This window comes from Paenibacillus solani (assembly GCF_050475945.1).
GTDB lineage: Bacteria > Bacillota > Bacilli > Paenibacillales > Paenibacillaceae > Paenibacillus_AQ > Paenibacillus_AQ solani_A.
Window position 1 is genome coordinate 322178 of sequence record NZ_JBCMXJ010000015.1, and the last position, 13508, is coordinate 335685.

At 48.0% G+C, this 13508-nt stretch carries 12 protein-coding genes; 6 read left to right on the plus strand and 6 right to left on the minus strand.

Annotated elements, in window-relative coordinates:
• Nucleotides 1-38: 38 nt before the first annotated feature.
• Nucleotides 39-842: a helix-turn-helix transcriptional regulator gene (locus ABEQ74_RS16455; protein WP_430123212.1), complete on the minus strand. Its 804-nt coding sequence runs from the start codon at nucleotides 840-842 to the stop codon at nucleotides 39-41.
• Nucleotides 843-1011: 169 nt separating this feature from the next.
• On the opposite strand from ABEQ74_RS16455, the gene recQ reads away from it, so the two are divergent.
• The 3 genes from recQ to ABEQ74_RS16470 all read left to right on the plus strand — a co-directional run bounded on the left by recQ (nucleotide 1012) and on the right by ABEQ74_RS16470 (nucleotide 5215).
• On the plus strand, nucleotides 1012-2895 hold the full coding sequence (gene recQ, locus ABEQ74_RS16460) for a DNA helicase RecQ (protein WP_430123213.1): 1884 nt from the start codon (nucleotides 1012-1014) through the stop codon (nucleotides 2893-2895).
• A 156-nt stretch (nucleotides 2896-3051) separates the two neighbouring features.
• Complete coding sequence (locus tag ABEQ74_RS16465; protein WP_430123214.1) at nucleotides 3052-4824, plus strand: B12-binding domain-containing radical SAM protein; 1773 nt, start codon at nucleotides 3052-3054, stop codon at nucleotides 4822-4824.
• A gap of 214 nt (nucleotides 4825-5038) precedes the next feature.
• A complete protein-coding gene (locus ABEQ74_RS16470) occupies nucleotides 5039-5215 on the plus strand; it encodes a hypothetical protein (RefSeq protein WP_430123215.1) in 177 nt (58 codons plus the stop codon).
• Nucleotides 5216-5348: 133 nt separating this feature from the next.
• Here the strand turns inward: ABEQ74_RS16470 and ABEQ74_RS16475 are convergent, their stop codons facing one another.
• From ABEQ74_RS16475 to ABEQ74_RS16490, 4 genes are all read right to left on the minus strand, one after another.
• Nucleotides 5349-6311, minus strand: a complete 963-nt coding sequence (locus tag ABEQ74_RS16475) for a lysophospholipase (protein WP_430123216.1) — start codon at nucleotides 6309-6311, stop codon at nucleotides 5349-5351.
• Between the two features lie 57 nt (nucleotides 6312-6368).
• Nucleotides 6369-7337: a type I phosphomannose isomerase catalytic subunit gene (locus tag ABEQ74_RS16480; protein WP_430123217.1), complete on the minus strand. Its 969-nt coding sequence runs from the start codon at nucleotides 7335-7337 to the stop codon at nucleotides 6369-6371.
• A gap of 79 nt (nucleotides 7338-7416) precedes the next feature.
• Nucleotides 7417-8007 (minus strand): class I SAM-dependent methyltransferase, encoded by a 591-nt coding sequence (locus ABEQ74_RS16485; protein WP_430123218.1) that lies wholly within the window; start codon nucleotides 8005-8007, stop codon nucleotides 7417-7419.
• Nucleotides 8007-8960 carry a TIGR01212 family radical SAM protein gene (locus ABEQ74_RS16490; protein WP_430123219.1) on the minus strand — a complete coding sequence of 318 codons (954 nt, stop codon included), beginning with the start codon at nucleotides 8958-8960 and terminating at the stop codon, nucleotides 8007-8009. Before ABEQ74_RS16490 ends, ABEQ74_RS16485 begins: the two co-directional genes overlap by 1 nt.
• Before the next feature lie 252 nt (nucleotides 8961-9212).
• Between ABEQ74_RS16490 and ABEQ74_RS16495 the strand changes: the two genes are divergently transcribed.
• Nucleotides 9213-9395 (plus strand): hypothetical protein, encoded by a 183-nt coding sequence (locus ABEQ74_RS16495; RefSeq protein WP_430123220.1) that lies wholly within the window; start codon nucleotides 9213-9215, stop codon nucleotides 9393-9395.
• A gap of 190 nt (nucleotides 9396-9585) precedes the next feature.
• Nucleotides 9586-10299, plus strand: coding sequence for a tRNA (guanosine(46)-N7)-methyltransferase TrmB (gene trmB / locus ABEQ74_RS16500; RefSeq protein ID WP_430123221.1), 714 nt, complete (start codon nucleotides 9586-9588; stop codon nucleotides 10297-10299).
• Between the two features lie 115 nt (nucleotides 10300-10414).
• Here trmB and ABEQ74_RS16505 read toward each other — a convergent pair whose 3' ends face one another.
• The gene (locus ABEQ74_RS16505; RefSeq protein WP_430123222.1) at nucleotides 10415-11542 is read right to left on the minus strand and encodes an MGDG synthase family glycosyltransferase; all 1128 of its coding nucleotides are present in this window, start codon (nucleotides 11540-11542) and stop codon (nucleotides 10415-10417) included.
• A 660-nt stretch (nucleotides 11543-12202) separates the two neighbouring features.
• On the opposite strand from ABEQ74_RS16505, the gene ABEQ74_RS16510 reads away from it, so the two are divergent.
• The gene (locus ABEQ74_RS16510; protein ID WP_430123223.1) at nucleotides 12203-13441 is read left to right on the plus strand and encodes a glycosyltransferase family 2 protein; all 1239 of its coding nucleotides are present in this window, start codon (nucleotides 12203-12205) and stop codon (nucleotides 13439-13441) included.
• Nucleotides 13442-13508 lie beyond the last annotated feature (67 nt).

Here is a 13508-nt window from a genome sequence, read left to right on the forward strand (position 1 = left end):
AGTTCCATTATATAGGGATAAGCTCTTACAAAATTCTTCTACTTTGCTCTGTCATTCCAATCCTTCTCGAATAATAGTAGAGGCAGATTGACAACAATCGGCGGGTCATACGGCAGAGGATCCCGTAAGGTGATCGTCACGGCTAGATCTGTTCCTTGTTCGATATGTACAGGATCGTCCAGCTTGCCGCGCAAGGATGTGTTCAGAAGCAAATAATCCCGCGGATTGAGACTCCAAGGGATGCCGGCTGCGAGCACATAGTACGTGCCGGTCGGGATGTCAGTTAGGATGCAGGTTCGGTTTTTAAGATTGACGGCCGTACCGGCTACGGGCTTCTGATCGGGTGCGGGTCTTGGAAACAAGCCAACATAAATGATGCCTCGGAATGCATCCGGCGCTTCAATTCGGCAATGAATCCGTGGGAGAACATGGGCTTCTTCCGCGCTCCAGGCTAACGGTTTGTGCTCATATTGATTCACATAACGATGGAGCGAATCAGCGGTGGAACGGAATTTCAGGGGGGACAGACCGACAAGCCGTTTAAATCGGGTGTTGAAGGTACCCTGACTGGATAAACCGACGCTCATCCCTATTTTTACAAGAAGGGAAGGACTGTGCAGGAGTTCGGTCTTACCGGACTCAACCCGGAGCGCAGATAAGTATTGTCTGACCGAAATTCCGGTTACCCGCTTGAATAATCTGGAGAAATGAAAAGGACTGTAACCCGCCAGATCGGCGAGCTGCCTGGTCGTCATCGGCTCATCCAGATGCTCCTTCATATATTGAATGGTTTGGATTATGGTTTCGGTATGTTCGTCTTTCACAAAGATCACCAACTTCATGTTTTCGGTTGTTCATGATATCATGCAAAATTCCATTATGATGAAGTTCTCCTTAGCGAATGCAATTTCCTCCCGTATTCGGTTGCCCATTCATGAAAAGGTCGTTAAACTGAAAGAATGAGGCCTTTTACGAAATGGGAAACCAAGGTAAAATAAGGAGTTTTTATCCATGAATGTGGAAACAAATGATAGAGAAGCAATGAATTTAGATACAGCAAGGGAATATTTGCAGAAATATTACGGTTATCCTGATTTTCGGGATGGTCAGAAAAAGATCGTCGCCAGCCTGCTGGGTGGTCAGGATACGCTGGGAATCATGCCGACGGGCGGAGGTAAATCGATCTGTTACCAGATTCCAGCGCTTCTGTTTCCGGGGCTGACTTTGGTTGTTTCGCCTTTGATCTCTTTGATGAAGGATCAGGTAGATGCTCTAACGACAGCGGGTGTGGCTGCAGCTTATATCAACAGCACGCTCAGCGGCAAGGAAGTGAACGAACGCATACGTGCAGCAAGGCGCGGAGAGCTGAAGCTGCTGTATGTCGCCCCGGAACGGCTCGAGCTGGATTGGTTTCGGGAAGAGATGGCTGGCCTTGATATTTCGATTGTAGCCGTCGATGAAGCGCACTGTGTATCCCAGTGGGGACATGATTTCCGGACAAGCTATCTCTCGGTGGCTCCTTTCGTACAAGGACTGCCGAACCGACCGTTATTGGCGGCATTCACGGCCACCGCTACGCCGGAAGTTATGGAGGACATACAGCGTTTGCTGCGACTGGAACAGCCGCAGGTGTTCGTAACCGGACTTGGGCGTGACAATCTGGAAATGTCGGTGCTTCGTGGTGAGAACAAGCGGGAGTTTGTGCTCGAGTATGCCGCCTCGCATAGCCATCAGCCGGGAATCATCTATGCCGCCACGCGCAAAGAAGTGGATGATTTAAGCCAGCGCCTTCAAGCTAAGGGGCTTCTTGCAGGACGATACCATGCGGGTATGAGTGATGCCGAACGGGCAGAGAGTCAAGAGGCCTTCCTGTATGATGATATTCGTGTAATTGTTGCAACAAACGCATTCGGTATGGGGATCGATAAATCCAACGTCCGGTATGTCATCCATTATAATATGCCGAAAAATATGGAGTCTTACGTGCAGGAAGCGGGCCGCGCAGGACGAGATGGCGAACCCAGCCAGTGCATTCTGCTGTTCAGCGCCCAGGATATTATGACCCAGAAATTTCTCATCGAACAGAATCCTCAGGAGGGGGAGCGCAAGCAGAACGACTACCGGAAGCTGCAGCAGATGATTGATTACTGCTATACTACCCGTTGCCTGCGCAGTGCGATGCTGGACTATTTTGGGGAAGAGCATGGAGATAAACCTTGCGGTACGTGCAGCTCCTGCACGGATGACCGGGAGCTTGTCGACATCACCGTGGATGCGCAGAAGATCTTTTCTTGCATTCACCGAATGCGCGAACGATTTGGTGTGTCCATGGTTGCTTCCGTGCTTAAGGGATCGCGGGCCAAAAAAGTGCTGGAATATGGCTTTGATCGTCTTCCAACCTATGGGGTGATGTCGAATCGGACCGAGAAAGAAATATCCGAAACGATTAATGTTCTTGTATCCGAAGGATTCTTGGCGCTGACGGAGGGCCAATATCCAGTCGTTAAACTGCAGAGTGGGGCGGCTGATGTGTTAAAGGGTCAGCGTGAAGTCATGCAGCGCGTTCCACGGCCTTCCAAAGCCGCATCCAGTCAGCGCAGTGGTCGCCGCACCGATTACTCGCCGTCTGCTGTCAACGAGACGGTGTTTGAGCAGCTGCGCCTCATTCGGCGGGAGCTGGCAAGCAAAGAGCATGTACCATCGTACATCATTTTTAACGACGCAACACTGCGTGAGATGAGTGTGGTTTGTCCGCAGAGCGAGGAAGAGATGCTGAATGTCAAAGGGGTAGGGGAAGTCAAATTCCGTAAATACGGACGCCCATTCCTTGATTTTTTCCTGAATAGTCAGGAGACGCCAACTGACAGTGACGATTTATTTGACTACGAAGATTAACATGGTGATCCGCAGATTCATGGATTTTATTACAGATTACCTTTGAGATAATAACAGCTCTTGAATACTCGTAATTAATAGATTTGAATTCCTGTGAGAACATGCCGTCTTATGAGCGGCTAGGGAATATTTTATGTAGAAAGAAAGTGGACTACCATGAAAGTCATCTTATCAACCCTGAATGCCAAGTACATTCATACATCCTTGGCCATTCGCTGCCTCAAGGCATACAGCGAGAAGGATTTCGATATCGAACTGGCGGAGTATACGATTAAGGATCCGGTGATGAACATCGTCTCCGATTTGTTCCAGCGTAGGCCCGACGTAATTGGCTTCTCGTGTTATATATGGAATATCGAAGAAACGATTAAAGTGATCGACATCGTGAAGAAGATTATGCCGGAGGTTACGATCATACTGGGCGGGCCCGAGGTATCATATGATACGGATTATTGGATGAAAAGGCTGCACAACGTCGACTTTATCGTTATGGGCGAAGGTGAGGAGACATTCCACCATTTGCTGCATACAATCGAAGGGGACCGTAAATTTCATTTTGTATATGGCGTAGCTTACCGCAAGCAGGACGAAGTCATCGTGAACCCGGGAAGACCGAAGAGCATACTCGCCGAGCTGCCTTCCCCGCATCGGTTTCTGGAGGATATCCCGCATCTTGGAAAGCGGGTCGTCTATTTTGAGACCAGCCGCGGCTGCCCCTTCAGCTGCCAGTTTTGCCTGTCAAGCATTGAGGTAGGGGTTCGCTATTACGATATTGAACGGACAAAGGCAGATATTCTCTACCTGATCGATAAGGGAGCTAAGCTGATCAAGTTCGTGGATCGGACCTTTAACATTAAGCGGGATTACGCGCTTGAAATGTTCGAGTTTCTAATTGAGAATCATGGTGGTTGCGTATTCCAGTTCGAGATTACGGCAGATATCATGCGTCCCGAGGTGTTGGACTATCTGGCGAAGAATGCGCCTCCCGGCATTTTCCGGTTTGAAATCGGGGTCCAGTCCACAAATGATCCAACGAACGAGCTGGTAAAGCGTCGGCAGAACTTTACCAAGCTGTCACGTACGGTGACAATGATTAAGGACAGTGGCAAGATCGACCAGCATTTGGATCTGATTGCAGGTTTACCGGAGGAGGATTACGATACCTTCCGCAAAACGTTTAACGATGTATTTGCGCTCGGGCCAGAGGAGCTGCAGCTGGGTTTCTTGAAGATGCTTAGGGGAACCGGGCTGAGGATCGATGCGGATAAGTACAATTATACCTATATGGATCATGCTCCGTATGAAATCCTGGGCAGCAATGTGCTTCCGTTCTCGGATATCGTCCGTCTGAAAAGACTGGAAGATGTGCTGGAGAAATATTGGAATGCGCATCGTATGGATCATACCTTGAATTATTTGATGAAGCATGAATTCATGTCGCCTTTTGATTTCTTTCAGGAGTTTGGCGACTATTGGGAAGGACAAGGCTGGCAGAAAATAGGCCACCAGCTCGAGGATCTGTTTACGCGTTTAACGGCATTTCTTGAGAGCCGGAAGACAGCGCATATGGACGTGATTCTGGGGCTGATGAAGTTTGATTATTTCCTGGGACATAAGTATAAACCGCGGAAGATATGGTGGGATCATACTCAGGATAAAGCGGTATGGAACGCTAATATTCGACGAATTCTTGAGGAGCCTGCGGCATTATCCAACCGTTTTGCTGATCTTGGCATTACGGAGCGCGAACTGCAGAAACATGCAATGATCGAGATGCTGCCATTTAATCTGAACGATGTCATCCAGGGAGGCAGTGGAGTTTCGGACAAGTCAAACCAAGCAACGATGCTGCTGGTTCTGTATCAACAGGACGAAACAGGTCAACCACAGTATTATACGATGCCTGTGCAGCTTATAGAGCAGGCCTAACAAGAGAAAATGAACGTCAAACTCACTTCTTGCTTGGAATTGTCAGGACAGTCTAGCTGTTATGGAGAGATTCTAGGAAACCTGTACTCAGAAAAAGCAAGGCCTTCTTGAGATCCAAGGTTATCGCTGCGTTCTTTATTAACGTGCACACTGGAATAAAACATCCCGGGTATCCGTATTCTAATCGCATCTACAAGATAAGGAGGGGATGTTTATGAACGGGGATCAGAAGGGGCAAGAACAGCCTTCGTCAGGTGAGCCAACGATTGCTCCAGGGATGGAAACCAATGACGATCTGCGTGAAGAAGCTACCGAAGATGAAGTCGCGCAAGGGGAATACACAGAGGTTACACAGCTGCTCGTGGATCGGACTCCGAGCGATGAAGAATAAGAGCAGCTGATTTGTTTCACAACAGAACAGCTGCCCAGATAAGTGCTAAAACAAAAAACGCCAATATACTAAAAAGGGATGCCCCGGCTTAAAACCGGGGGCATCCCTTTTATGCGTTCATTACCATTACACACTACAACATCGGCATCGATACCTGCTGGTTCTCATTCGATGAGGACGTATGACGCTCGAGCCAGTCGAGAACATCGGCTGCTACTTCATCCCGGTTGATCTCATGCAGCATTTCATGACGCCCGCCCGGATACAAACGGTACTCCAGGTCTTGAAGGCCGTATTTCCGGTATAATTCAATCAAGCGCTTCACGCCCTCGCCGCGGTGTCCGACAGGATCTTCTTCGCCGGAGAAGATATAAACTGGCTTATCCTTCAGCAGGCATTCCATCAATGAGGGCTTATGAATCTGGGATAGCAGTTTGAAGAAATCGCGGAAGAAACGAGCGCTGCATACCTTGCCGCAGTACGGGTCGTCGACATACTTATCCACTTCCTTTTCATCTCGGGATAACCAATCGAATGGCGTACGGATGGTGCCGAAGCCTTTGCTGTAAGGACCGAACACGATGGCGTTCAGCATCAGGCTTGGATGCGTGCTTCCTCGGAAACGCATTTGCGCAGCCGCCAAATTCATGCCGAAGGTCAGCAGTCTTTGTGGACCGTTGGTGCCTGACAGAATGAATCCGTCGAATATATCGCCGTTCAAACACATCATCTTTTGTGTCAAGAAAGACCCCATGCTATGTCCCATCAAGTAGTGGGGTACACTAGCATGGCGTTTCTTAAGCACGGAAGCAAGAAGCAGCTGGTCTTCAATCATTCCTTCGAAACCATCTTCGCCCGCATCTCCCAGAGACTCTAGGCCGGCCGTTTGTCCATGACCTCGATGATCATTGCAGTATACGGCGTAGCCATGCCCTGTAAGCAGCTCAGCAAGCTCTTCGTATCGTTTTCCCGTCTCACACATACCATGCGCAATTTGCAAAATGGCGCGAATGGGCGTTTCCCCATCCGGCAGCCATTGATATACAAACACATGCATGCCCTGCGTATTCAGCATCGTAAACGTGTCGGTTTGCATGTAAGGTATAACACCTCCACAATAACGAGTGGTTACTATAAATGATTTATACCCGGTTTAAGGAAGATATGAACGAAGAACGGTGGACTGCCCATCTAATTTATAGGCTCCCAGGTTGGCCGGCAGCAGGAAGCATTGTCCCGACGTATAGTCGATGGAGCCGTTATCCCAGCTAAGCGTGCCTTGACCGTCACATACAACTACGATCGTGAAGCTATCTGCTGAAGTCGACAAGGACCAGTCGCCATTGACAACACCCTTCTCCACGACAAAATAAGGGGATTTCGCAAGCTCAAGCCATTCTCCAGGTATGGTTCCTTCTGTGCTCATCGTGGTTGCTCCGGAGCCTTCGTAGGCCGTCACGTTCAACGAGTCCTCGATATGAAGCTCACGCGGCTTGCCATCAAGGCCAGGGCGATTATAATCGAAAATCCGGTACGTTGTATCCGAGTTTTGCTGAATTTCGGCTACGACAACACCCGCGCAGAGCGCATGTACCGTACCGGCAGGTATGTAGAAAGTATCTCCGGCTTTTACGGACACTTCTTGCAGTTGATCCATCACCGTGCCGTTTTCCATAGCTTCCTGCAGCGTTTCACGGCTAACACCATCTTTCAGACCGTAAATGATTTTAGCGTCGGGCTTGGCAGCAAGGATATACCACATTTCAGTTTTGCCAAGCTCGCCCTTCGGAAGTCCTTCGTAATCATCAGTCGGATGGACCTGAACCGAAAGGTTGTCATTACAGTCAAGCAGTTTGATCAGCAGAGGAAAACGTCCGTTAACCTCGGAGAAGCCTTTGCTTCCGAACCATTCCTGACCGAATTTTTCCCGAACCTGATCCAGTCCCAGACCAGCAAGCTCACCGTTTACAATGTGGGTCGTTCCGTTGGGATGGTCAGCGATCATCCAGCCTTCTCCGATATGCCCTGCGGGAATATCAAGGCCGAACTGTTCCAGGGCGCGGCCGCCCCATACACGTTCTTTAAATTCAGGTTGGAATAATAGTGGATATGGTTTTGTCATTGTAATCATCTACCTTTCTTCATGGTTGACTTATCCTTGGATGCCTAGTACAACATGGATACTCTCTTAAGAACTTATATCATAACGTCTTCTTTCGTTCCAGTGCAATGAGGTAAGGCGCTTCCGAACGTTGAAGACCACGATATAGAATGGTCTGAACGCTCTGCTGCGGCAATTTTGCGGCCCACGCTTGCACAGCATTCGCTTCGGCGTCTCCGCCTCTGTGGCCTGGATACAGCACGATGGTGACGATGCCGCCAGGACGGAGCAGCTCGATGGCAGCCTCCAGGGCTTCCAGTGTACTCGCGGTTTCTGTCATAATCTGTTTATCGGATGAATCCACTGGCAGATAACCCAGATTGAACATGATGGCACCTACATGACCGTGATCATGCTCTGGAATGCTGCTTTTCATGAGAGCATGACTTTGATGATGAAGCGTAATTCCGGCAAGGGCACCCGGTGATTCCTTAGCCAGCCTGTCGCGCGTAAGCATCAGCGCCTGCTCCTGAATATCAAAAGCATGAACATGCCCTTTTGTCCCTATGGTTTTGGCCAGAAACAAAGTATCTGCCCCTGTTCCAGCTGTGGCATCCACTGCGGTGTCTCCAGGGCGAAGCCTTTCGGACACCAGTTTATGGGCAAAACTCAAGACCGACAGGAAACCCATCAGGACACCCCCCACAATTTTCCTTGCCAGGTCTCACGGCGCTTCAGCTCGGCATCGATGCCGTTTAGCACTTGCCATTTGTTGAGACTCCAAGTAGGGCCAATCAAGAGATCACGGGGAGCATCTCCAGTCAGGCGGTGTACAATCATGTCCGGCGGCAGAAACTCCAGGCTATCCACGATAAGGTTAATGTACTCATCCTGCTCGAGAAAACGCAGCAGTCCGGCTTCATATTGCTTTACCATTGGAGTTTTGCGCATCAGATGCAGTAGATGAATCTTGATTCCTTGTACATCCATGTTGGCCACGGCTCGGCCTGTAGCCAGCATCATGTCACGGTCCTCCTGCGGAAGTCCGTAAATGATATGCGTGCAGACACGGATATTGTGCTTGCGGAGCTTCTCGACCGCTTCGAGATAACATTCCGTATCATGGGCCCGGTTGATCAGCTCAGAAGTAGAATCATGAATCGTTTGCAGCCCCATTTCCACCCACAGATAGGTACGCTCATTCAGCTCAGCTAAATACTCCACAACATCGTCAGGAAGGCAGTCAGGGCGCGTAGCGATCGACAGACCGACAACGCCGGGCTGCTGGAGAATTTCTTCATAATATTCACGAAGCTCCTCGACAGGAGCATAGGTATTGGTATAGGCTTGAAAATAACCAATATATTTGGCATTCGGCCATTTCTGATGCTGTCTGTCACGAATGGTATTGAATTGGGTAACGAGGTCATCCCGGCGGCGTCCCGCAAAATCTCCTGAGCCTCGCGCACTGCAGAAGGTACAGCCACCCTTGGCAATCGTGCCGTCACGGTTTGGGCACGTAAAGCCAGCATCCAGCATCACTTTAAATATTTTTTCTTGGAATTGAGTGCGCATTTCGTAATTCCACGTATGAAATCTTTTGTCTCCCCATAGCTTGGGGATCGTTATATGTGGTGTGCTCATGTTGGCTCCTTTATAGCAATCTCAACTGATTTATACAGATACATCCATTGTAACAAAAAATAAAGAACAACGTTATATACAGGTCTTCAAGCCTAATTAAGGCGTTGTTACTTGAATGGTTTACATATAATTGATATATTTAAAATAGATAAATAAATAAATGATTCAATCTATTTTGGCGAGGGTATATATTGGATAGGATTCATATTTGTGTGACGTCATGGATACAATTATACCGTGAGGTGATTACGAATGAATTCGTCAACTATTCAGAATGGAAGCAAGGAAAAAATCACTGTGGAACTCACCCCGAATGAAGCTTTGGCCCTCACGGGTGTAGCATTTAACGCCAGTAAGGATGTAAAGGCTTCGGCACAACGTAAGATTCGGGCTGCCTTCGAGAAGACATTTGATTTTACGGCAGAAGAGAGGTAAACTATTCCACAGTTTAACTATCGCGGAACCCCAATTCCAAATATATGAAAAAGGAACCTAAGGCTTTGCCAAGGCAAAGCTCGGGTTCCTTTTTCTATGGGCTCTTTACTTTTGGGACTAACTTCGTCACAATAGGTGCAGTATCTTGATATCAATCTAAATCTTACTTGGAAAGTTTCGGAGGTATGACATGCGGTTACGCGGAAGAAAAGGAATACGGGAAAATCTGGAGCAGCAGGAAGACCTGGTCGTTTTGGACCCCGGTCAATATAGAGGGAAATGGGCTTCTTTGTTTGGCAATGACCTTCCGATTCATGTAGAATTCGGCATGGGCAAAGGGCAGTTTATCAGTCAGATGAGTTATAAGCATCAGAATGTGAATTTTATCGGGGTTGATATGTATGATGAGCTGATTCGCCGTGCAAGTGAGAAGGGGCGTAATGCGTGGGCTCAGGATGATATCACTACACCTCCGAACTTGAAGCTCGCCTTGTTCAATATTGAGAATGTTGAAGAGGTGTTTGAACCTGGTGAAATTGAACGAATGTATTTGAACTTTAGTGATCCATGGCCAAAAGCAAAACATGCTCGCCGCCGTTTAACGCACCCGCGTTTTCTGGACAAGTATTCCCGAATCCTGAACGAGCGCGGAGAAATTCATTTTAAAACCGATTCGGTGACTCTCTTTGAATTTTCTCTGAATGCTTTTGCCGATTATGGGCTGCAAATGACCAATATTTCACTGGACCTGCATCGTGATGGATTGAACGAGGAGCATGTGATGACGGAATACGAGACAAAATTCGTGGGTCAAGGAATGCAAATCCATCGTTGTGAGGTTATAGTTGGTAAGGAAGCCCTTGCTTCGTACCAGAAGAATCGCCTTGAAAAATACGGTAAATAATCTGGACTTCTGGCGGACTTCCCTATGATTGCGTTTACATCTATTATAATAGAAGGAAATCTATCAATTTGGGGATAGGCTCTCGGTATAAGTACCAAAAAAGGTGTACTCCTGCTTAGGAGTACACCTTTTCATTTTCCAGCATATCGATGATGCTGCGGGCGCTTTGCATCGGATGGGAGCGTTCGATATTTTGTAAATTCTGGGCCCGCTGCTGTTGGAGCAGGTCATATTGTTGCAGAAGCTTATTCATCCACTTCCCAAGAACTTCTAGGGACTGAATAGGCTCTCCCAGCCCCTGCGCTGTAAAGTATTGGCAATTCTCTTCTTCCTGCCCTGGAAGGGGCTGGTGGAACAGCATCGGGATTCCTTTGGCCAGGCCTTCCGTGCACGTCATGCCGCCAGGCTTAGTAACGAGCAAATCCGATACCTCCATCAGCTTGTCGATCTCGCGTGTAAAACCTAAAATTCGGATGTTTGGATGCTGGAATCTTGGGTTGTTCTCCATTTCCTCCCGCCCCTTGTCATTATTGCCGAAACAAAATATAATTTGGATTTCTTCACGCCATCGGGTCAAAAATTCGTGCACGACCTCATCATTCATGATTCCCCAGCCTCCGCCCATGACTAGCACGGTGGGCATATTTAACAGATTAAACTGCTCCCTGATTTCTTCCTTGCTCGGATGGGTCCAGAAATCGGGATGGATCGGAATGCCGGTGACCTGAATTTTTGCATGAGAAACTCCGCGGCTCAGCAGTTTACGCTTTACTTCCGGCGTGGATACGAAATATCGGTCGACCTCTGGGCTGATCCATGTATCGTGAGCATCATAATCGGTTATAACGGTACACAGGGGCACATTTGTGCCCAGCCGTTTTAAACGCGAGATGACTGCGCTGGGGATGAAGTGAGTGCACACGATGATGTCTGGCCGGAGCTGCTTGACCACGTTCTTCGTACTTGTATAGAACATGCGATGAAGGGCTAGAGCGGTAAAACGGTTAAATGACTTCTGGTGGCGGTACATGTACCCGACCAGTCTGGGGCGAGTTGTAATCGTCTTTCTGTAGGCCGAAATGATCAGTGGAGCAATTTTGGGGTTCAAGAAGCTTCCAAGCTCAAGAACTTTGGTCTGTATGCTAGGAGACAACTGGCGCAAGCTGCTGGAGAGAGCATGAGCGGCCTGTGTATGTCCGGCACCGAACCCTTCAGATAACAGCAAGACTCTTTTTTTAGCCACTACTTTTCACCCGTTCTGCAGCGATATTCATTACCTTTAACATATCGATTTTGAGAAAAGAAATCAACCAGTACCATCCTACAAACAAGGGGACTTTAGTCCTGGGAGAGAGAGGCTTTACCGACAGGGTTCTCGCTGGTTGCCTGCTACCTAGGCGGTAATCGACAGCGCGCATTTTGTAGAAAATCAGGGACCGTAGTCTTTTGACTTGAATATAAGTTGCCGATACAATGATTCAAACAGACATCAAAAAGTTTATTAGAGAAAGAGAATGCCGCAATACAACTTTTTGGCCATCTGTTGCGTTTATTAATTGGCGGACAAGTCGATTCAGAAAAGATGGGCGGCAAAAAGAAATAAAAAGTTAGAAAACGGATGAAAATAAGAACTAATGCCATTTGAAACGAAGCTTGCTGGCAAACTGGATTGCAAGCTGAGCTCTTTTACGAAGTTTTTCCGTAAATTAGAGCATTCCACGGTTTTGACAAAAGATTCAAAAGTGTGGAAAATCGTGTATGATGTGCAAAGTTGCCCCGAGGCACCGAGGCTACTAAAAAGGACAGACACAAGTCACAGGGTCATGCAGAAATAAAAATAGCGAAAAACTTAGAGAGAAAAAACAAACATTCTCGGGTTAAAAAAAGGGGGTAACGGAGAATCATGACAGACGCCATCTTTATCGCGCTCCAATTATTTTTGGCCGCGGTGGGTGTGTACCAGTTCGTATTCTCTTTGTTTGGTCTGATCAAGAGAAAAAAGAAACAGCAGTTTGAACCAAATAAATCGTTCGCAGTGCTAGTTGCTGCGCACAATGAAGAGCAGGTTGTCGGGGCGCTAATGGAGAACCTGAAACAGCTTAATTATCCGAAAGAACTGTACGATGTATTTGTCATCTGTGACAACTGTACAGACCGTACTGCAGAGATCGTCCGTGCCCACGGGATGAACGCTTGCGTACGCACGAATCAGAATCTGCGAGGCAAGGGTTACGCCATCGAGTGGATGCTTAAAGAGCTCTGGGCAATGCCGCGCCAGTATGATGCAGTCGTTATGTTCGACGCGGATAATCTGGCAGATCCAAATTTTCTGAATGAAATGAACAATGATCTTTGCTCTGGAGCGAGAGTTATCCAGGGATATATCGATACCAAGAATCCGGAAGATTCCTGGATTACTGCTTCTTACGGGGTGTCGTACTGGTATATCAACCGCCTATGGCAGCTTTCCCGCAGCAATCTGAATATGGCTAACTTCCTTGGCGGTACAGGAATGTGCTTTGAGACCAATCTGCTGAAGGAGATTGGCTGGGGAGCAACAAGTCTGGTTGAGGACCTTGAGTTTACGATGCGCAGCGTTATGCGCGGCGTGTACCCGAAGTTCAACTATGATGCAAAGGTGTTTGACGAGAAGCCGCTTACGTTTAAGGCTTCGGCCAGACAGCGTCTGCGCTGGATGCAGGGCCACTTTACGGTTGCCCGCCGTTATTTCTTCCCACTGCTGTGGCGTGCCATTAAAGAACGCAGCCTTGTAAAATTAGACTTGGCATTGTACGGGGTCAACGTTTACATCGTGTTGCTGACTTTCTTGTTGACAGCCGTCATCTGGATTGACAATTCGTTCTTTGATGGTCCGAATATTGCGAATCTGTACGGTTATCTACCGTTATGGCTGAGCTTTACAGCGATCGCAGCGAATGTCTTCACCTTCATGATTGCCATGCTTCTGGAAAAGGTGAAGTACAAGAAGGTCTATCTGTATCTGGTACTGTTCCCGATCTACCTGCTTTCGTGGTATCCGATCACGGTGTATGCGTTCTTCACGCAGAACAACAAGCAGTGGAGTCATACGGAGCATACCCGCGTTGTGCGCCTTGAAGAGGTACAGAGCAAACAAGGATAATCAAAAAATATCACTTCTGTGTTGACACGGGATCGTATGACCTGTTATACTATCCTAGTCTGTTAAA